The organism is Actinopolyspora lacussalsi subsp. righensis (assembly GCF_900116555.1).
Taxonomy (GTDB): Bacteria; Actinomycetota; Actinomycetes; order Mycobacteriales; family Pseudonocardiaceae; genus Actinopolyspora; species Actinopolyspora lacussalsi.
In genome coordinates, this window is the sequence record NZ_FPAT01000006.1 from 98105 (window position 1) to 118486 (window position 20382).

Below are 20382 nucleotides of genomic sequence, written 5' to 3' on the forward strand. Positions count from 1 at the left end.
CGGGAAACGGCGCCCCCGTTGATCCGCCCCACCGGGGTCGGATCAACGAAGGCCCAACAGCTCCCGCAGCGTCTCCCTGGACACACCCGGCCCGAACTGCCGGTCCACCGCGTTGCCGCCCACTTCGGACAGCCGGCGCCACTCCGCGTCGTCGGTGAGCACCCGCACCAGCCGGGAGGCCAGCCCGGCCGCGTCGTCGGCGACCGGAACGTCGCGCTCGGGGGTGAGCCCGATGCCCTCCAGCGCCAAGTTGGTGCCGACCACCGGCACCCCGGAGGCCAGGCTCTCGCCGACCTTGCCCTTCACACCGGCGCCGAACCGCAACGGGGCCAACGTCACCCTGGTGCGGTCGTAGATCTCGGCGAGGTCGTCGACCCAGCCGTGCACCTCCACTCCGGAACCCCGCAGGGCGGTGACTTCCGGAGGAGGGTTGCTGCCGACGATGTGCAGTCTGGTCCGCGGGCAGTCCCGCCAGACCAGTGGCATGATCTCGTGGACCGCCCATTCCACCGCGTCGGTGTTCGGCGGATGGTCGAAACCGCCGACGAACAGCACGTCGGTGCGTCCGGAGGGACCGTCGACACCGCGTCGCACTTCGTGCACGTTGGACAGGACTCGCACGTCGGCGTCGTCGACCAACTCCGACAGCGTCCGCTGCTCGTCCCCCGACACGACCAGCGTTACATCACAGCTGCGCACCAGGCCGATCTCGGACTGCCGGGAGGCGAAGGACCTGCGACGCAGCGCCGCCGCATCCTGGTCACGCGCATCGGACGCGGCCAACTCCGCCTGCCGCTGCAGCCGGACGAAGTGCAGGTCCACGGTGTCGTAGGCGATCACGGCACTGGGGGCCTCGACCCGCAACCGCTCCACCAGGCTCCAGGCGACCTGGGGTCGGGACAGCAACGCCAGCGTGATCTCGGAGCCCACCTCGGTCAGGAAGGCGTGCTGGTGTTCCGGCCGGGCGAGCACGGTGACCCCCATGCGCCGCAGCTCGTCGGTGTAAGGCCGCAGCTCGGCCTGATTGTCGGGAAAGAACACCACCCGTGCGCCCAGGGTGGTGAGCTGCTCCAGAATCCGCCACATGCGCAACGACCCGGAGTCGTAGTCCGGCCGCGGCACCTGATGGTCCTTGACCAGCACCAGCGGTCCGAAGTGCCCCCGCGTACCGCGCTCGCGCGCCAGCCAGAGGTTACGGGTTCCGGACTCCGGAAGGTGCTGCTCGCGGAGGGTCTCCTCCCACTTCTCGACGAAGACCCCGCGGTTGAGTTCCTGATGACGTTTGACCCCGGATCCGGTCTCGGTACCGTTGGAGACCCCCTCGTGGTGCACCACGACGGCCCGCGGCTGCACCACGGTGCGGAAACCGGCGGCACGGACGCCGAACGCCAGGTCGGTGTCCTCGTAGTAGGCGGGCGAGTACCTGGTGTCGAACCCTCCCAGCGATTCGAAGAGTTCACGACGCACCAGCAGTGCCGCACCGGAGCAGTAGTCGACGTCGCGCAGCGCGGCGTATTCGGGGGCGTCGGGGTCCCCGAGCCTGCCGAGATTCCATCCCGTCCCGTCGGACCACACGGCGCTGCCGCACTCCTGCATCCGCCCGTCCGGGTAGACCAGTTTGGCGCCGACCAGACCGATCCGTTCGTCGGAGTCGACGGTGGCGACCAGCTCGTCCAACCAGGACTCGGTGACCTCGGCGTCGTTGTTCAGGAAGAACAGCTGACGACCACGGGCGTGTTCGGCACCGAGGTTGCAGGCACCGACGAAACCGAGGTTGTGTTCGGTGCGCACCAGCCGCACGCCCGGGCAACGCCGCAGCAGTTCGGCACTGTCGTCCGGGGAAGTGTCGTCGACCACTATGACTTCGAAGGGGACGCTCGTCCGGTGCCCGGCCAGGCTGCGCAGACACCGCCTGGTGTAGTCCCACTCGCCGTGCACGGGAACGATGACGCTGACCTCGGGCTGTTCGCTGTGCGGCACGGCCACCGGATCCCGCTCGGATCCGCCCTCCCGGACGACGGGATCACGCCCCATCGCGAGTTCGTAGGCGTTCCGCCTGCCGGTGCCGCGCGGCGCGACACGCTCGACCACCCTCCGGTACTTGGTCACCGCGCGTTGCACCAGCGCGGAATTCTGCTCGGTGAGCTCGGAGATCCGACGACGAGCACTGTCGAGCTCCGACTCCAGCTGGGTGATGGTGTCGCGCAGCCACTCGCTACGAGTCGACTCGCGCTGCCTGCGCAGCCTGGCGTCGTGCAGCTCGGTGCGCAGCTCGTCGCGCTCCCGTTCGGCATCGGCGGCACGGGCCTCGGCGGTGTCGTGTGCCGACTCCAGTTCACCGACGGTCCGCTCGAGCTTCTCGAGCTCCGCCTGGTTGGCACGACACAACTCGTTGAGTCGGGCGACATCGGCCACGACCGCATCGCGCTGCCGGACGAGCTCGGAATCGACATCACCGGAATCACGACGGGCGAGCTTGAGATCCGCGTCCAGCAGCACCGCGGCGGCGGGAAGCTGCGGCAGCTGACGATCGGAGGCCAGCCCGAACAGATAGGTGTGCCCCACGCCCTGCCGAACTTGCCAGTCACCGGAGTCGAGTTGACGCAGTGTCTGCAGCCGCACCCCGTCGGCGGCGATGTCGGGATCCCCGGGATCAGCCGGGGTGAGCAGCGATCCCACGGCGACGTTCTGCTTGAGCATCGCCACGTGCCGGAAGGAGTCACGCAGCAGTGCCTCGAACTGCGGCGCGGCGAGCTCCCTGACGTGGAACGGATTGTCGTTGCCGTGCTCGTGGTGGTAGACGGCGGTGTCGGGGGTGCTGATCAGCAGCAGTCCGCCGGAGGCGAGCCTCGCTCGAACGAGCCGGAGCACGGCGTCGTGCTCGGCCACGTGCTCGATCGCCTCGAAGCACACCACGACGTCGAAGGTTCCCGCCTCGGCCAGCGTCGCGGGATCGGTGATCGAACCGGTGTGGAACGTCAGGTTCGAGGCGGTGTAGTTGCTCGCCGCGTGGCGCACGGCCTCGCCGTCGATGTCGACTCCCACGACCTCGGTCGCCTGGGCCGCGAGCATGGCGGCGCCGAAGCCCTCACCACTGGCCAGATCGAGGACGCGCTTGCCACGCGCGAGGCGGGCCGCCACCGCGTAGCGGTGGTAGTGCTCGTAGATCACCTGCGCGTCGTCGGCCCACGGAACGCACCGCTCCCCGGTCCACTCGATCAACCGCTGCGGACGCTCCGTCACCGAATCACCGTTGTCGCCCATTCGGTCCCCCTTCGACGCACGAGACATCGGCCCGAGTCCGCCGCTCACCCGACCGGTTCGAGCGCGTCCACCGGCAACCGTGTGGCCAATTCTGCCTCCGTCCGGTGAGCGGTCCGGAACGGGTCGGGTCGGTCATCGAATCAGGACCCGTCGACTCGTTCCGCCGTGCCGTCACTCGGCCGCCGGTTCCCGCTCCTCGGACTCGGCGGGAAGCAAGCCGAGCACCGCGGGAACGGCTCCCGACGCCGCGCCGAACAGTTCGTCGGGATCCTCGTCCTCGATCACTCGGTCCCGCGACGACTGCTCGGTGCCGTCGTCGCGGTCGCGCGCGGTGGATCCCGGGAAACCGGGAAAACCGCGTGCGCTGATGCCCCCGCGCCCCGTAACCCGCTCACCGAGCACACCGCCACCGAGTACCGCACCGCCGGTGGCGGCCAGTCCCGCCGCACCGGCGGCTAGGTGGGCGCCGGAGACATCTCCGCCGAAACCGTTGGGGGCGTCGCTCTCAGCCGGGCCGGGGGCGTCCGGTTCGGCCGGATCGGACGCCGCGGGGCTCGCGCCCCACGCGGGTTCGGTATCCCGGGCGGTCCCCGTTCCCCACGCGGCCGTTGAACCACACGAGGATTCGGCGAACCGAGTCACGCCGTGGGTGTTCTCGGAGGTCCGCACACCGTAGTTCCGCAGGGCGGTCTGGTTCGTGAGCCGGTCATCGCCCGTAGCCGCTGACTCGTCGACGACAGCACCGGGATCGTTCCGGGCCTCGACGACACCCGTCGTGGACGAGTGCCCGTTCACCTCGACCACCTGTTTCTTGGCCTCGTTGAAACCGAAGCTCTGCGCGCGCAGTGCTTCACCCGCCCGCTCCGCGAACTCCGCCGAGTCGTCGGCCGCGACACGGGATCGCATGCCTCTGTCCCGCACCGCCTCGGCGGCGGTACCGCTCCAGGCCGCCCCGATCCTGTCGATCGCGGCATCGATGCGTTCGGCCGCCTCGCCGTGTTCGGCCGCGATCCTGCTCCAGCTCTCGGCCGCACGGTCCACGCTGTCGGTACCGGGCGCGTGGTGGAACCATTCGTGGATCCTGCCGGGATCCACTCCCTCGGGACGGAGCTCCGAGTCCGGCACGTCCGCGACGTTCGCCCCGGAACGATCCGTCCGCGCTCCACCCTCGACCGACGTGCCGTCAGCTTCCCGATCCACACCTCACCGCCTTTCGGCCTCGGACAGCGTGCTGCCCGCCACATCCGACGACTCACGATCACCGTCACCGCGCAGTCTGCCAGAAGGACGATCGCCGTCCGGTCGGTTTCGTGAGAACAGGTGCGTTCCGACTCCCGGCAGGACGGGCGTCCGGAAAGCGGCGCTTCCGGGTCGGGATCACTCCGAGACGCCGCGCAACGCGCGATTCGCCTCGTCCTCCCGCGCGTCGTAGTGCCGCATCGCGTCCTCGAGATCGTTGATCATCGCGCGCAGTTCGCGCTGATCCCGCTCGTTGCCCGCCAGGTAGTCCGTCACCAGCCCCGGGCCCATCTCGTGTGCCGCACGCCGACTGTAGGGATCGTGGCCGGGGGCGATCAGCGTCGCGTTGCCCCGCGCTTCCTCGGCTGCCCGTTCCAGGGCGTGCAGCGCACGGCGCAACTCGACGACGGCTTCCGGGATGCGGTCACGGTCCACCGAGTAACCGGCTCCGGGGTCCGTCGCGGGGTCTCCCCCGGTTCGCACCGGGTCGACGACCCGCACGTCCTCGCTCATCGAACTCGAAGAGTTCACCAGCCGCAGCCTCTCCGTTCGGCACCGGGACAGCACGCGGGCTCGCGGCGGAACACCGGATCACCCGCGTCCGCAGTCTCGCAGACCCGAGCGGAACCGTGTGCCCGAAGAACCGAATCGGCGCGGCTATCTCGCGGGTGTGTCCCGGGCTCCGTCAATTTCTCGCGAAATCGCCGCGCCATCGACGCAGGGCGAACCCCAACCACCCCGCAGGCTGAGCTCCGACTACTCACGCGGGCCGAACTCCGACCAATCCCGAAGGCCGAGCTCCGACTACTGCCGCAGTCGGCACCGCCGCGGGTTCTCTCGTGGTGCTCTCGTGAGGAAGGCCCGACGTTGTGTAGTGACTACCCGATGTCGGGCCTCCCGGAGCGAGAGGTTCCGCCAAGCGACCGCCCGAGCGGACCGGGCCGCCGGGAACCTCCTCTACCCCTTCACGCAGACGACCTGCCGCAACTTGGCCACCACTTCCACCAACGCTGTCTGCGCGTCGATGACGGAGTCGATGTCCTTGTAGGCGCCCGGGATCTCGTCGAGGACCCCGTCGTCCTTGCGGCACTCGATTCCCGATGTCTGCTCCCGCAGGTCCCGCGAACCGAACGTCTTCTTGGCCTTCTTCCTGCTCATCCTGCGACCGGCGCCGTGCGCCGCCGACTGGAACGAGTCGTCCGACCCCAGGCCGCGGACCACGTAGGAACCGGTGCCCATCGAGCCGGGGATGAGTCCCATGTCGCCCTTCCCCGCCCGGATCGCGCCCTTGCGGGTGACCAGCATGGGCTGACCGTCGATGGTCTCCTCCGCCACGTAGTTGTGGTGGCAGGAGATCGGCTCGTCGAACTCGATCCGCCGTCCGGTGAAGCAGCCGCGCAGGGCCCGCATCGTCAGGGCGAGCATGATCCGCCGGTTGACGCGCGCGTACTCCTGCGCCCAGAACAGGTCGTTACGGTAGGCCGCCATCTGCGGCGTGCCGGCGACGAACACCGCGAGGTCGCGGTCGGGCAGGTCCTGGTTGTGCGGCAGTTCGCGGGCCTCGGCGATGTGCTGTTCGGCGAGTCGGTTGCCGATGTGCCGGGAACCGCTGTGCAGCATGAGCCACACCGCGTCGTGCTCGTCCAGGCAGACCTCGATGAAGTGGTTGCCGCCGCCGAGCGTGCCGAGCTGCTTGCCCGCCTTGCTCTCCAACGAACTCACTCCGCCGTGCAGCTCTCCGAAGCGCCTCCAGAGATCCTGCCACTCCGAGGTGTCCAGGCCCAGCCGCGCGGGATCGACGGCCTCGTCGTGCGCGCGGAATCCCACCGGAACGGCACGCTCGATGCTCGTGCGGATACCGCCGAGATCGGCGGGCAGGTCGTCGGCGTGCAGCGAGGTCTTGACACCTTCCATGCCACAGCCGATGTCCACACCCACGGCGGCGGGGGAGACGGCATCCCGCATGGCGATGACCGAACCGACCGTGGCGCCCTTGCCCAGGTGCACATCCGGCATGACGCGCACCCCGTGCACCCACGGCAGGGCCGCGATGTTGCGCAGCTGGTCCAGCACCGCGGGCTCGACCTCGTGCTCGGTGGCCCACATGAACGTGGGAGCGCGGGTACCGGACAGCAGTACGGGGAAATCCGTCACGACACTTCACCCTTGTACGGACACTGGACGATCTCCGGTGGCGATCTCGCGGGAAATCACCGCGCCGTCGCGAAGCAGCCCACTGGCACCGGAAACCTCGAAAACGGGACGCGAGAACCGTAAGCCCGGCCGGGAAACGGCGTCCAATGATTTCTTGCCCCGCTGGAACGCCGAAAAGGCCCCTAGCTCGCGGAGTTCTTCGCGGCGGAGCGGCGATCATCACCGTCGCGGCGTCGATTTCTCGCGAAATCGCCGCGAACCGGAGCGATCGGAGGTGTCGCTAACGCCCCACGGCGTAGCCCTGGGCGCCGCGGGCGTTGGCGGCGCCCCGCAGCATCCCGGTCTCGGGGTCCCTGCCGACCGCGGCGAGCCTGCCCAGCGCCCAGGGGCCCGCGTCGGTCACCTCGTGGCCACGCCGCCGCAACCGCTCGAAGGTCGCCGTGCCGAGCCGGGACTCGGCGAGCACCCGGCGCGGTTGCCAGCCGCGCGGGTAGAACGAGGCGGGAAACGCGGTGGTGTGCCAGGCGGGCGCGTCGATGGCCGCCTGCAGATCCAACCCACCGTGTACATGGGCCAGCCAGAAGCACAACTGCCACTGGTCCTGCTGGTCACCGCCCGGCGTGCCGAAGGCCAGCACGGGCTCGTCCCCCCTGGTGAACAGCGAGGGGCTGAGCGTGCTGCGCGGCCTGCGGCCGGGGACCAGCGAGTTCGGCAGTCCCTCGCGCAGCCAGCACATCTGGGCACGGGTGCCCAGGCAGAACCCCAGCTCCTCGATCACCGGCGAGGACTGCAACCAGCCCCCGGAGGGGGTGGCCGAGACCATGTTCCCCCAGCGGTCGACCACGTCTAGGTGCACGGTGTCCCCCTTACTGTCCCCGTTCGGCGAGACCGTCGGTTCCCCCAGTCCCACGCCGCTGGGATCGGGCGGCAGTCCGGCCCCGCGTTCCCCGGAGACGTACTCGGGCAACCGTGGGGTGTGACCGGCGGGGCTTCCCGGCCGCAGCGTCTCGGCCGCGTTCTCGCCGATCAGTTCGCGACGCGCGGCGGTGTAGTCCGCGCCGAGCAGCTCCGGCAGCACACCGGGATCGGCCGAGTCGCCGTAGTGGGCCTCCCTGTCGGCGAAGGCGAGCTTGGCCGCCTCCACTGCGTGGTGCACGGTTTCCGCGGTGGCGATCCCGTCCCGGTACTCCACCGGCAGCTCCTCCAGCAGCCGCAGCTGCTGCAACAGCACGGGCCCCTGGCACCACGCACCGAACTTGGCCAACCGCCCGTCACCGGAGGTCCGCAGCGTCACGGGCTCCTCGTAGGTCGCGCTGTAGTCGGCCATGTCCTGCCCGGTGAGCACGCCCGCGTACGAGCGTCCCGAGCTGTCGGCGACCGGACCACGCACGAACCGGTCCACCGCTTCGGCCACGAAGCCCCGCGACCAGGCCCGGCGAGCCGCGTCGATGCGGTCGCGGCGGTCGCCTCCCGCCGCTTCCCCCTCCCGCAGCAGCCGTTGCCACGTCCGGGCCAGCACCGGATTGCGCAACATCGTTCCCGCGCCGGGCGCGGCGCCGTCGCGCAACCACAGCCGGGCGGAGGACGGCCAGCGCACGCGGAACATCTCGCGCACCGTGGCGATGGTCTCGGACAACCTCGGGACCACGGGAAACCCGTCGCGCGCGTATCCGATCGCGAACCGCAGCACCTCGTCGAGCGACTTGGTGCCGTAGTCGCGCAGCAGCAGCAACCAGGCGTCCCAGGCTCCGGGCACGGTGGCCGGAAGCAGCCCGGAGCCCGGGATCAGTTCGAGCCCCAGTTCGTCCCGGAAGTGTTCGACAGTGGCACCGGCGGGTACCGGCCCCTGGCCGCAGAGCGCGCGAACGGGACCGCCGGGAGTGGCGAACAGCGCGGGAAGTTCGCCACCGGGACCGTTGAGGTGCGGTTCGACCACCTGCAGCACGAATCCGGCGGCCACGGCGGCGTCGAAGGCGTTGCCGTCGTCCTCCAGCACCGCCATGCCCGCGGCGGAGGCGAGCCAGTGCGTCGAGGCGACCATGCCGTGTGTACCGGCGAGTTCGGGACGGGTGGGGCAAGCCATGCGATCACTCCGATCCGGGAGGGCCTGTCGGCCCGGTTCGCCGGGCCTTCCTCGGTTATCCGGGCGCTCCTGTCGTGGAAGCGGTCCTGTCGTGGAACCTATCGCCGCCCCCTCCCGCCGGGGCACCCTCGAACGGGAAACCGGGGTGCGTGCTGCCGCGACCGGGGGTCACGGCGGGGAAACCCGTGACGCGGCATCGCGCCGGGACTAGAGTCGGATCTCGTGGAACAGCGACGTCTGGGCGATTCCGGTCTCGTGGTCAGCGCCGTCGGCCTGGGGTGCAACAACCTGGGCAGACCGGGCACGACCACCGAGTCCCCGCGCGGTGCGCAGGCCGTGGTCAACCGCGCGTTGGATTCGGGCATCACATTCTTCGACGTGGCCGATGTGTACGGCTCACCGCGAGGACGCAGCGAGGAGCTGCTCGGCCAAGCGCTGCGGGGACATCGTGATCGGGCCGTCATCGCGACGAAGTTCGGGATGGACATGCAGGGCAGCAACGGCCCCGACTTCGAGGCGCGGGGGTCCCGCCGCTACGTGCGCCGCGCGGTGGAGGCGTCGCTGCGACGGTTGGACACCGAATGGATCGACCTGTACCAGCTGCACCGCGCCGATCCGCTGACCCCGCTGGACGAGACGCTGTCCGTACTGGACGACCTGGTGCGGGAGGGCAAGATCCGCTACGTGGGTCACTGCAACCTCGCGGGGTGGCAGACCGCCGACGCGTCGTGGACCTCCACCCACCGGGGGACAACGGGCCCGGTTTCGGCCCAGATCCACTACTCGCTGCTGGAACGCGAGGCCGAGCGCGAGGTGATCCCGGCCTGCTCGAAGTTCGGCGTGGGACTCATCCCGTACTTCCCGCTGGCGAACGGGCTGCTCACCGGCAAGTACCAGCAGGGCCAGGAGCCGCCGGAGGGCAGCAGGCTGTCCGGTCGCGAGCGGCTGCTGGCCGACGCCCCCTGGGAACGGATCGAGCGGCTGCGGGAGTTCGCGGAGAAGCGCGAGATCTCCATGATCGCCACCGCGATCGGGTGGCTGGCGGCGCAGCCCACCGTCGGGTCGGTGATCGGCGGCGCCACCTCGCCGGAGCAGGTCGAGTCGAACGCCTCGGCGGGACAGTGGCGGCCCAGCCAGGCCGACCTCGACGAGATCGACACGATCTGCCCACCCGCCTACCGGTGAACACCGGGAGATTCTCGACAGTCCCCACGGCGCTCTCGAAGAAACGAGAACCCGCTCCACGAAAGTTCCGTTGAGCGATAACCGAAGCGAAGAGTGGCTCGACAGGCCCGGGGCCTTCCCGGTCGGCGCGGCAGCGCCGAACCCCATCCACGCCGCTCGCACCGCCGCGGGTTCTCCCGTGCGGCTCTCGCGAGGAAGGCCCGACGTTGTGTAGTGACTACCCGATGTCGGGCCTCCCGCAGCGAGAGCCGTGCGAGAGGTTCCGCCACCCGAGCCCCCTACGAGGCCGACCAACAAGTTCCGACTCAGGAGAGATGAGATGTTACTGAACGACACTGCCGCCATCGTCACCGGCGGGGCGTCCGGCCTGGGCGCCGCCACCGCACGCGAACTCGCGGCCAACGGGGCCCGCGTCCTCGCGGTCGACCTGCCGGATGCCGTGGCGAACGCGGCCGAGGTGGACGGCGTGACCCACACCGCCGCCGACGTGACCGACGCGGACCAGGTGCAGGCGGCGGTGGAGTCCGCCGCGGGCTCGGGCGTGCCGTTGCGCACCGTCGTCAACTGCGCGGGCATCGGCCCCTCCGCGCGGGTCGCGGGGCGGAAGGGGCCGCACGACTTCGACCTGTTCCGCAAGGTGGTCGAGGTCAACCTGGTCGGCACGTTCAACATGCTCCGACTGGCCGCGGCCGCGATCGGCGAGACCGAGCCGGACGAGAACGGGCAGCGCGGCGTCGTCGTCAACACCGCTTCGATCGCGGCCTACGACGGACAGATCGGGCAGGCCGCCTACGCGGCCTCCAAGGGCGGCGTGGCCAGCCTGACGCTGCCCGCGGCACGCGATCTCTCCTCGACCGGGATCCGCGTGATGACGATCGCACCGGGCATCGTGGACACTCCGATGCTGGCCACGGTCGGCGAGGAGGTCCGGAACACCCTGGCCGAGGGCGTGCCGTTCCCGAAGCGGTTGGGAACGCCCGAGGACTACGCCAGGTTGGCCCTGGACATCGTCGAGCACGACTATCTCAACGGCGAGGTCATCCGGATGGACGGCGGACTGCGGATGGGACCCAGGTAAGGCCCGTTCCTCACCCGGCGTCGGGCACCGTTGACGGAGGGCACCGTGGTTCGGCGTCGGGGTGTTCCGGGAGCTGTCGGAGCGGGCCGTCACCCGCACGTCGCCTCGACGCTGCGGTGACTCCGCCGATACCGCATGATGCGACCGGCAGCGGATGCGAAAGGGTGGGCAATGTCGCGCACGATGAAAGCCGTTCAGTACCGTCGGGTCGGGGACCAGCCGGAGGTCGTCGAGGTGGACGTTCCCGAACCCGGCCCCGGCCAGATTCTGCTCGAAGTGGACGCGGCCGGGGTGTGCCACTCCGACATAGCCGTGATGAGCTGGCCCGAGGAGAGTTTCCCCTACTCGCTTCCCATGACGCTGGGGCACGAGGGGGTCGGAACCGTCAGCGCGCTCGGCCCCGGCACCTACAGCTGCTCCGTGGGCGACCGGATGGCGGTCTACGGCCCGCAGGGCTGCGGCCGCTGCCACATGTGCTCCCAGGGCAAGGAGAACTACTGCGACTACGCGGACCAGCTGGGTATCCGGCCGCCCGGCCTGGGCGCTCCGGGGGCGATGGCGGAGTACATGCTGGTGAACCGGGAACGCCACCTGGTGCCGCTGGGTGATCTGGATCCGGTGGAGGCGGCCCCGCTCACCGACGCGGGACTGACTCCCTACCACGCGATCAAGAAGTCGTTGCCGAAGCTCGTGGGCGGTTCCCGGGCCGTGGTGATCGGCACCGGCGGCCTCGGCCACGTGGCGGTGCAGCTGCTGCGTGCGCTCTCACCGGCCGAGGTGATCGCGGTGGACGTCAGCGAGCAGAAGCTGGAACTGGCCCACCGGATCGGCGCGCACCGCACCGTGATCTCCGACGAGTCCGCACCGGACAGAATCCGCGAACTCACGAACGGCTTCGGCGCCGAGGTGGTGCTCGACTGCGTCGGTAACTCGGCGACCACCACCATCGCGGCGAAGTGCACCCGCGCCGAGAGCGACCTCACCGTGGTCGGCATCGGGGGCGGCGCGGTACCGGTCGGCTTCGGAACGACACCGTTCGAGGTCTCGGTCTCCGCACCGTACTGGGGCAGCCGCTCGGAGCTGATCGAGGTACTGGAACTGGCCCGCGCCGGTGCGGTTCGGGTGCACGTGGACTCGTTCGGGCTGGACGAGACACCCGAGGTCTACGAGCGCTTCCACCGGGGCGAGATTCCCGGCAGGGCCGTGATCGTGCCCTGATCGGCCGTTGCCGCTGCCCGGATCACATGTCTCCGGTGTACGGGATTTCGCGCACCTGCCCCGACGAGATCCAACGCCGGATGGCCAGGGTCGCCCTGACGTCGTCCTCGTTGTACTCCAGCAGCCGGTCGCGCTGTTGCCGTTCGGGCACACCGCCGTCGAAACCGACGGCGTCGCGGTACCAGCGCATCGAGTTCTCCCCACCCGCTTCGGAGTCACGCCAGGCGAATCCGGCGCTGGGCGCGATGACCTTCAGGCCCTTGCCGTTCGGGCAGAGGAACTGGTCGCGAACCACGGCGAACACGTCCACCCACTCGGACGAGCCGACGAACTCCCGGACCTCCTCGACGGTCGGGATGCCGGGTTTGCCCGCGAACCGCTGCGCCGAACTCAGCATCCAGCGGTTCTCGGCGAGCTCGTTGTAGCAGTAGGCGCGGAAGGTCAGGCCGTGCTCGTGGGCGGCGCGGCGCAGCGCGGAGAACCAGGACCAGAACTCGGCGAACGACCTGGCCTCGTCGTCGGAGGGCAGCGGGTCCCAGGTGACGAACCCGCGGTAACCGGGCTCGACGTCGAACAGTTCGGCCGTGGTGCGGGTCCCGTTGGCCTCGTCCCTCGGGTAGGAGAGCAGACTGCCCCAGAGGTAGGCGCCGGAGTCGGCGTAGCTCTCCATGTCCACGTCGATCTCGACGTCACCCCGGGAGACCTTCACCTCCGAGACCCGCCGAACCAGCGGAACGTCGCGCAACCATGCTCTGGCCAGCAGCACCGCGTCGCTCATCCGGTTGGGCGGCAACGGCGGTTCCCTCGTGGTCCCCACCGGCAACTCCGCCAACTCGTCCACGGTCGTGACCCCGACCGCGCGGAGCCGCACCGCGTCGTCGCCGCGCACCACCAGGCTCACGTCCCTGGCGGCGCGCAGCTGCTGCCCGCAGACCGGCCACCAGGGGCAGCCCTTGCACTCCACGACGCGGGTGGGCTGGGCCAGTGCCTCGCTCCCGGCCACGGCGGCTTCGGCGACCGCGATCCGGTCGGCGAACCGCTCGTCGTACTCGGCGAGCACGCTGCGCCCGCCCGACCAGCCACGGGATTCGAGATCGTGCCACAGCACGGTGTCGGTGTCGGAACCGATCGCCCCTCCGAACTTCCTGCCGGTGGGTTGCATCCCGCACGCCTGCAACAGCCGCACGAGGTGGGCCAATCGGAGCTGGTCCCTGGCCTGCGAACGAGGCTTGCGCCTCGGATCCCTGGCCGCCGACTCGGGCCTGGGATCGGTCAGCGGGGAGGTCCGCGCCCCCTTTCCCGGGTCGGTCACCTTGTGGCGGACCACGAGCACGGGCACGTAGCCGCCCCTGCTGCGCACCAGCAGATCCACCGAGCCCTGTCTGCCGCCCTCGTTGTCCGAGGGCAGCTGTGCTCCCGAGATGTATCCGACCCCGGAGCGCATCGCGGCGAGCGTGGCTCGCTCCCGGTCGGCGACGCTCTCGTCCCCGGGGATCTCGGTCCAGTCCGGTGCCAGCTCCCTGCCGAGCCGCTCGGCGAGCTCGCGCCGGTACTCGGCAGCGTCGGCGATCCGCTGTTCCGCGCCCGGATCGAGCGGGGCGGTCGGCGAGTCGATCATGGTCGGATCGTGGTCGAGATGTACGCGGCGACGACAGCGTGTCACCACGTCGCCGTCCAGTAGCACCTCGGATCCCACGCTTGCAGGGTATGTCCTAACTCCGACGAGCGCGTCCATCACCCCGGTGAGAGATATGACAATCACTCTTCCGAATGCCAAAACTCCCTGGGAAGCGGAAGACACGGGAGGTTCACGCGGCGAACGTCACGGCGGGGCGGTCTCACATCCGAAAACAGCGCTCAGCACGTTATGTAATCGACCTCTCGCCGTGCTGTAGCAGCGAACGGCGGTACTGCCTAGACTGATCGGCGCAGTATCCGTTACGCCGGACCGGTCCGGAGGTGTTCGTCGGTATGACACGTGCACAGCGAACGCGGCACGAGGCCCCGGCAGCGCGTCGGCGCTCCGAGCCCCCCGAGCAGCGACAACCCACCCGGTCGCGACGTTCCCCGGTGCCGGAGTCGGGCTGCTTCGAGGGGAAGGACCCCAAGACCGCCAAGCAGGAGGTCAAACTCGCCAAACAGCGCTACAAGGCAGCGAGCAAGGGCGAGGCGGGGCGGATCACACCCGGTAACGCCAGGAAGGCGGTCGGGGTGGTCAGGGTGATCGGCCCGGCGTTGGCGCCCTACGCCGCACAGGCGGCCTCGGCGGCCAGGGACACCTACGAACGGGCGAGAGCCCGCAGGCTCGGGGTGTCCGTGACGGAGGTGGACCGCTTCTCGGGGCGCGGTGCCGCGTTGCACGCCCGGATCGCGGGGGACAGCACGGCGCTGCGGGACCTACGCGAACGCGAGCAACAGGACCGGAGCGGGACCGAGGTGACACGCTTCGTGGACTCGGCGCAGCGACGCCTGTCCGAACTGGCGAGCGCGGTACGCGCGGCGGAGCGGATGCCCGCGGGCAGGCGCCGCTCGGCGTACCGGGCCGTGCGGGGCGAGTTGGGCAGGATCGAGGACGATCTGCTGCGCCGCTTCCGGGTGGAAGGGTAAGTAGGTCTCTCGGTTCGCTTGGCCTCACCTGTGGCGGAACCTCTGGCACGGCTCTCGCTGCGGGTGCCCCGACCTCGGGTAGCGACCTACACAACGTCGGGGCCGTCCTCGCGAGAGCCGCACCGGAGAACCCGCGGCGGCGCCGACCGCGAGGGTGGTCGGAGCGCGGCCTGCGTCGAAGCGGCGCTGCCCGAACTGACACAGCCCGAACCCAACCGGTCTTACAGCTCTACCGGTCCCGGTCGGCGGTGTCAGCGGCTGTTCCCGGGGATTCGGACGAATCGCCGTCCAGCGGTTCGCCGTCGTCCTCCGAGATCTCCAGCTCGAAGTTCCCGTCGTGCTGCTCGTGCCCTTTGAGCACGGCACGTTCCAGCACCTCGGTCCCCTTGTCGGCGCGGAGGGTGAGCGGATCCGCACGCAGGTCCTTCACCAGTGCGACGCACATCACCACCATCACGGCGGTGAACGGCAGCGCACCGATGAAGGTCAGGTTCTGGATGCCGCTCAGCGCGGTGTCACCGCCGTGCCCGATGACCAGCATCACGGCCGCGACCGCACCGGTGGCCGCACCCCAGAAGATCACGACCCAGCGCGCGGGCTCGATGGAACCGCGCTGCGACAGGGTGCCCATCACCACCGATCCCGCGTCCGCGCCGGAGACGAAGAAGATGGCCACCAGGATCATCACCAGCACCGAGGTGATACTCGACAGCGGGAGCTGCTCCAGCACGTTGAACGTCTGGGCCTCCGCACCGCCTTCCGAGACGGACGCACCGTCCCTGGCCGCTCCGATGGCGGCGCCGCCGAATATCGCGAACCAGATCACGCTGACAACGCTGGGAACGAGCAGCACGCCACCCACGAACTGCCGGATGGTCCTCCCCCGGCTGATGCGTGCGATGAACATCCCCACGAACGGCGTCCAGGAGATCCACCAGGCCCAGTAGAAGACGGTCCAGGTGGACAGCCATCGCTGCGTCTCGCTGCCGCCGGTGGCACCGGAACGCGAGGCCATCAGACCGAAGTCCCCCAGGTAGGTGCCCAGCGAGGTGGGGATCAGGTTCAGCATGAACACCGTCGGTCCCACCAGGAACACGAACACCGCCAGCAGCGCGGCGAGCACCATGTTGATGTTGGACAGGTACTGGATACCCCTGGCTACGCCGGACACCGCCGAAGCGATGAAGCAGACGGTCAGTACCACGATGATCAGCACCAGCACCGTGGTGCTCGCGCCGTCGATCCAGCCCGCCTCACTGAGACCGGTGCGGATCTGCAGGGTTCCGATGCCGAGCGAGGCGGCGGAGCCGAACAGGGTCGCGAACAGGGCGAGCACGTCGATGAGTTTGCCGAGCGGCCCCGCGGCCGCGCGCTCACCGAGCAGTGGGGCGAACACGGCGCTGATGAGCTGTTTCCGTCCTTTTCGGAACGCGCTGTAGGCGATGGCGAGTCCGGCGACCGCGTAGATGGCCCAGGGGTGCAGCGTCCAGTGGAACAGCGAGGTGGCCATGGCGGTTCGAACCGCCTCGTCGGTGGCGCCGGGTGCGACCACGGCCGCACCGTCCGGTCCCGGCACGGTTGCCACGGCTCCGGGCGGGGGTGAGACGAAGTGCGACAGCGGCTCGCTGACGCCGTAGAACATCAGCCCGATCCCCATGCCCGCGCTGAACATCATCGCGATCCAGGAAACGGTTCGGAACTCGGGGCCCTCGTCGTCGGCACCGAGCGGGATCCGCCCGAACCTGCTCACGGCCAGGTACAGCGCGAACACGACGAAACCGGTGGAGGCCAGTACCAGGCTCCAGCCGAAATTGCCGATCAGCCAGTTCAAGGCGCCGCTGGACCAGTCGCCTAGCGATTCCGTGGCGAATCCGCCCCAGGCGACCAGCGCGAACATGATCAGTGCCACGGCGCCGAACACGATACGGTCGGTACCGGTTTTCCCGCCCGAGTCCGGTGGCTCGGTGTCGTGTTCGGCGGTTCGGGAGCTGTCGCCGGAGCCCGGTTCCCCCGAGCCGAGCCCCTGCTGTTGGAGTGGCGTGTTCGTGGACACGGCGTTCCCCCTACGGTGGTTGTGGTGAGTGAGGGAGCCCGCACCGGCACGGGCGGCGCTCCGATCACGACGATCACTTCGGGTGGTCGCAACGTTTCGCTGCGACGCGGCAGCGGACGAGTCGGATCGGCCCACGACGAAAATGTGACCGCGAACACACTCGACACTCCGAAGCGGACCGAGCGAGTGGGATCTCCCGTTTCAGAGGCCGACACGCCCGGCGTGTCCGAGTGGCAGCGCGAAGAATCAGGGGTTACGCTTCGCCCACGAGTGACAACAGAATAGAGCGCGACCTGTCAGTGGAACCGAAGTTCGACAAATCCGGACCAAATTTTCCACGATACGAAAATAAGGTTGTGTCGTCGAACGGTTGTTTTTCGTCGGTGAGTTGCCGGACTTCGGCCGCACCGATCAAATTCCGGGACCGGACGAGACGTGGCGGGCCGAGCCGGCCACGAACCGTCGGCACGAGGGGATCGGCGTTCTCCCCGAGGCCGATACGGCACGAATCGAACCACCCGCGTTCGGTCACGAAACCCCGCGCTCAACCGGTGAAACCCCACGTTCGACCACGGAGAACCCCGCGCGTTCGGCTATCGGAGCCTCGCGTCGGGCACCCCTTTCAACGGTAGGGCGACCACCGCACCGTGAAATCGCGCTCACGCATCGAACGCAACCGACGATAAAACTCTTCCGCGACAGTGGGATTACCGCGAAGATTCGGAAGTACACTCACGGTTATTTTCAGTTCGCGCAGGTCTCGCAATACCGAAAAACCCGACCAGTCGGTGACGTCGAACCCGTAGGCGTCCACGAGCTGCCGATACGCGAGCGGAGAACGTCCCAGTCGCAGATATCCCACCGCCATCGGCGTGAGATCCCATTCCGGAGGTCCCGCGCACAATGAGTCGAAATCGCACAGCACCGGGCCGTTCGGGCCGACGATGACGTTGCCGAGGTGGGCGTCGCCATGCACCGTGCTGCGGGGGAGGACGAACTCCAGCTCGGAGAGCCGGTGCTCGACGTCGTCGCAGTGACGTTTCAGGAAATCCCGATCACTGCGGTCGAGTTCGTGCTCGCCCTCGGCGAGGCGGCGCCGGGCGTCGGCCATCGGTTGCCAACGCGGCGCCGAAGGCGGTTCCCCCAGCGCGTGCAGCTCGCGCAGCAGCTTGCCCAGGTCACTTCCCGTGGGTGCGACTCCGGAATCGGCGACTTCCTCCCACAGGGTGGCGATGTGGGCTCCGGTCCGAACGGGTTGGGGAACTCCCCGGAACAGCCGTACGGAGTCGATGCCGTGTTCGGCCAACCAGCTCGCGGCCTCGACCACGTTGTCCGCGCGGTAGGCCAGCGACGGCGACAGCACGATACGCACCACCACGGGGTGAGCACGCAGCAGGAAGACCCCGTTGTTGACGAACCGCAGCAGCCGCGCGCCGCGGTGGTCGAGCCCTGCCTCGGCACATATCTCGGCCAGTGCCGTTTCCAGTTCGGGCGGAATCTCGGCATCGTGTGCCGAGTTCGGCGGGAAAGTCATGTTTGCCGATGTCATGTTGTGTCTTTTCGATGTGGTCGAACCGGCATCCGCGCTCCGGCACCACCGGTAACCGGGCTCAAACCGATCTCGCCTCGCGGAAGGTGCGGACCTGTTCGGCGAAATCACGCGCGTCCGGGTTCATGGTGTGTTTGGCCGCTTCCAGCTGCAAGGGTCGCAGCCGGTCGGGCACCCGCGCGGACTTGACCAGCGAACCGAGCTCCAGTGCCTGCCTGCCGACCTTGATGCCCTGCTGGACGTCGCCGGACCGCATGTGGTTGGTCGCCTGCATTCCCAGCATGAACACGTGGCTGCGCTGCATGTTCTCCCCGTACGACTGGTTGCTCTTGAGCGTCTCCGCGACGGCCAGCGGTGCGTAGCGCTCCGGGGTGAACTCGGCCAACGCGTCGTAGACCGAACCAGTCATGCCGTGCAGGTCGTTCTGGTCGAAGAACTTCACCCAGTCCGGCTCCTGATGGAGTTCGGCCCTGGCGAACTCGTCCTGGGTACGCCCCAACATCTTGCCGACCTGATCGGGGCGGTTGAGCATGCCGTAGGCCCAGCCCTCGTTGGCGCACATCACCGCGACCGTCAACGAGGACCCGGAGTCCTGCGCGGCGATCTGTCCCAGCTGGAACAGCTTGAGTGCTTCGTTGGGCTGCTGGTAGTGCAGGTAGACCCGCCCCATGCGGTAAAGCACGTTGGCGACCAGGCTGTCGTCGTTGGCCTGCTTGGCGAACTGCAGCGCCTTGCCGAAGTGGCTCCTGGCCGGGTCCATCAGCCCCATGTCGAACGAGGTCCACCCCGCGAGGCTGTGCATGTCGGCCAGCGAGACGAACAACCGCTGTTTGACGTGTTCGGCGCAGTCGGCGTGCAGCAGTTGCCTGGCCCAGTTCAGCTGAGCCACGACAGCGTCACGGCAAGTCCCCCCGCCGTGCCGGTAGTCCAGATCGCGCAGTGCCTTGGTCGCTGCCTGAATCTGTTGAACGTCGGTCATGCCGATACGCGACGGTGCCGGAGTCTGGGCACTGGACATCAGCCAGTCGCCTTCCTCCGCACCGAAGACAGAAGCCCCCATCGCAACCGCCGCGGCATGGGTAAGAAACTTCCGACGCTTCACCGTCTCGTCCTCCTCAGCCGGGGAGCCACCGGTGTCCTGTTCGGTGGCCCTCACTGCCGTCGCCCCGTCATAGGCGAGGCCCATGTACCCCCTCGGGACGCCGAGACCATCCGCGATGCGGGCCAGCACGTCATAGGCGATGACCTGCCTGCCCTTGAGGATCTCCGAAACCTCGGACTGCGACTGGCCGGTCGCGGCGGCGATCTGACGCTGCGAAACACCGTGCTTGCGCAGCAGCTTGTAGATGTCGCTGATGTCGCGATTGGCCAGCGCTTGGCGCATCTCTCGTCCTTCCCAGACCTCGGGTGTAACGAGAGAGCCGTTGGAACCGATGGTGTTCATTTGAAGACCCCTCTAAGCTTCTCGGGCGTCGATCGCAGATTAAGGCTCCGCCCAACAGACGGTGAAGTCGACATCGAGACGTGGTGATCGGCGGGACCGAAGTCCGCTGACCGCTCATCGCGCGGTATGTCCGGTCGTCGCCCACCACCTAGCCAGCCGGCGCCGGTTCGTTCCAATCTAGACACCAGCAAGCAACCGAGCACCGAAAGGACATCCGCGAAGTGGATTCCTCCCAGCAGTCCGGCGAACCGGAATCGGTGGGCCCCGTCCCCCGACCGGAACACCGCCACGACGATTCCGGTGAGACCGCCGGGGCGAATCGACTGCGGGTGCAGTGCCGGGGTGTGGACCACACTCCCCGGACCCTCGAGGTGCTCCTCGATAGGGACAGGGTGGTTCTCGCCGGACCGCCCGGCGCAACCGCGGCGGTGCCGACCGAGCGGGTCGGCCAACTCAGCTCCGCGCTGCGGTTCGCCGCTGATCAGGCGAGAAAGTGACGGTGACGTAC

The 20382-nt window shown here is 68.9% G+C and carries 14 protein-coding genes; 5 read left to right on the top strand and 9 right to left on the bottom strand.

What is annotated here, in order from left to right; translation table 11 throughout:
* Nucleotides 1-42: 42 nt before the first annotated feature.
* The 5 genes from BM394_RS12650 to BM394_RS12670 form a co-directional block, all read right to left on the bottom strand.
* Nucleotides 43-3264 (bottom strand): glycosyltransferase, encoded by a 3222-nt coding sequence (locus tag BM394_RS12650; protein ID WP_092978029.1) that lies wholly within the window; start codon nt 3262-3264, stop codon nt 43-45.
* Between the two features lie 171 nt (nt 3265-3435).
* Nucleotides 3436-4464 carry a WXG100 family type VII secretion target gene (locus BM394_RS12655; RefSeq protein WP_092978031.1) on the bottom strand — a complete coding sequence of 343 codons (1029 nt, stop codon included), beginning with the start codon at nt 4462-4464 and terminating at the stop codon, nt 3436-3438.
* Nucleotides 4465-4641: 177 nt separating this feature from the next.
* Nucleotides 4642-5034: a hypothetical protein gene (locus tag BM394_RS12660; protein ID WP_139235208.1), complete on the bottom strand. Its 393-nt coding sequence runs from the start codon at nt 5032-5034 to the stop codon at nt 4642-4644.
* A gap of 426 nt (nt 5035-5460) precedes the next feature.
* Nucleotides 5461-6609 (bottom strand): RtcB family protein, encoded by a 1149-nt coding sequence (locus BM394_RS12665; RefSeq protein ID WP_092978311.1) that lies wholly within the window; start codon nt 6607-6609, stop codon nt 5461-5463.
* A 328-nt stretch (nt 6610-6937) separates the two neighbouring features.
* Nucleotides 6938-8740 (bottom strand): gamma-glutamyltransferase family protein, encoded by a 1803-nt coding sequence (locus BM394_RS12670; RefSeq protein WP_217643479.1) that lies wholly within the window; start codon nt 8738-8740, stop codon nt 6938-6940.
* Nucleotides 8741-8962: 222 nt separating this feature from the next.
* On the opposite strand from BM394_RS12670, the gene BM394_RS12675 reads away from it, so the two are divergent.
* From BM394_RS12675 to BM394_RS12685, 3 genes are all read left to right on the top strand, one after another.
* Nucleotides 8963-9925 (top strand): aldo/keto reductase, encoded by a 963-nt coding sequence (locus tag BM394_RS12675; protein WP_092978038.1) that lies wholly within the window; start codon nt 8963-8965, stop codon nt 9923-9925.
* 319 nt (nt 9926-10244) lie between these two features.
* A complete protein-coding gene (locus tag BM394_RS12680; RefSeq protein ID WP_092978040.1) occupies nt 10245-11003 on the top strand; it encodes an SDR family NAD(P)-dependent oxidoreductase in 759 nt (252 codons plus the stop codon).
* A 183-nt stretch (nt 11004-11186) separates the two neighbouring features.
* On the top strand, nt 11187-12221 hold the full coding sequence (locus tag BM394_RS12685) for an NAD(P)-dependent alcohol dehydrogenase (RefSeq protein ID WP_092978313.1): 1035 nt from the start codon (nt 11187-11189) through the stop codon (nt 12219-12221).
* A 22-nt stretch (nt 12222-12243) separates the two neighbouring features.
* On the opposite strand, the gene BM394_RS12690 is transcribed toward BM394_RS12685, so the two are convergent.
* A complete protein-coding gene (locus BM394_RS12690; RefSeq protein WP_092978042.1) occupies nt 12244-13917 on the bottom strand; it encodes a TM0106 family RecB-like putative nuclease in 1674 nt (557 codons plus the stop codon).
* 275 nt (nt 13918-14192) lie between these two features.
* Here BM394_RS12690 and BM394_RS12695 point away from each other — a divergent pair, with 275 nt between their 5' ends.
* Nucleotides 14193-14828: a DUF6474 family protein gene (locus tag BM394_RS12695; RefSeq protein WP_217643481.1), complete on the top strand. Its 636-nt coding sequence runs from the start codon at nt 14193-14195 to the stop codon at nt 14826-14828.
* Nucleotides 14829-15057: 229 nt separating this feature from the next.
* Here BM394_RS12695 and BM394_RS12700 read toward each other — a convergent pair whose 3' ends face one another.
* The 3 genes from BM394_RS12700 to BM394_RS12710 form a co-directional block, all read right to left on the bottom strand.
* The gene (locus BM394_RS12700) at nt 15058-16881 is read right to left on the bottom strand and encodes a BCCT family transporter (RefSeq protein ID WP_092978044.1); all 1824 of its coding nucleotides are present in this window, start codon (nt 16879-16881) and stop codon (nt 15058-15060) included.
* 622 nt (nt 16882-17503) lie between these two features.
* A complete protein-coding gene (locus BM394_RS12705) occupies nt 17504-18415 on the bottom strand; it encodes a phosphotransferase enzyme family protein (RefSeq protein ID WP_092978046.1) in 912 nt (303 codons plus the stop codon).
* A gap of 76 nt (nt 18416-18491) precedes the next feature.
* The gene (locus BM394_RS12710; RefSeq protein WP_092925267.1) at nt 18492-19874 is read right to left on the bottom strand and encodes a helix-turn-helix domain-containing protein; all 1383 of its coding nucleotides are present in this window, start codon (nt 19872-19874) and stop codon (nt 18492-18494) included.
* A 221-nt stretch (nt 19875-20095) separates the two neighbouring features.
* Between BM394_RS12710 and BM394_RS12715 the strand changes: the two genes are divergently transcribed.
* Entirely contained in the window at nt 20096-20371 is a 276-nt protein-coding gene (locus BM394_RS12715) for a hypothetical protein (RefSeq protein WP_092978048.1), read from the top strand.
* The last annotated feature ends 11 nt before the right edge of the window (nt 20372-20382 follow it).

Coding starts and splice junctions, on each gene's coding strand:
- BM394_RS12650 (WP_092978029.1), bottom strand. CDS start 3,264: ATGGGCGACAACGGTGATTCGGTGACGGAGCGTCCGCAGCGGTTGATC.
- BM394_RS12665 (WP_092978311.1), bottom strand. CDS start 6,609: ATGTGGGCCACCGAGCACGAGGTCGAGCCCGCGGTGCTGGACCAGCTG.
- BM394_RS12670 (WP_217643479.1), bottom strand. CDS start 8,740: ATGGCTTGCCCCACCCGTCCCGAACTCGCCGGTACACACGGCATGGTC.
- BM394_RS12680 (WP_092978040.1), top strand. CDS start 10,245: ATGTTACTGAACGACACTGCCGCCATCGTCACCGGCGGGGCGTCCGGC.
- BM394_RS12685 (WP_092978313.1), top strand. CDS start 11,187: ATGAAAGCCGTTCAGTACCGTCGGGTCGGGGACCAGCCGGAGGTCGTC.
- BM394_RS12695 (WP_217643481.1), top strand. CDS start 14,193: ATGACACGTGCACAGCGAACGCGGCACGAGGCCCCGGCAGCGCGTCGG.
- BM394_RS12705 (WP_092978046.1), bottom strand. CDS start 18,415: ATGACTTTCCCGCCGAACTCGGCACACGATGCCGAGATTCCGCCCGAA.
- BM394_RS12710 (WP_092925267.1), bottom strand. CDS start 19,874: ATGAACACCATCGGTTCCAACGGCTCTCTCGTTACACCCGAGGTCTGG.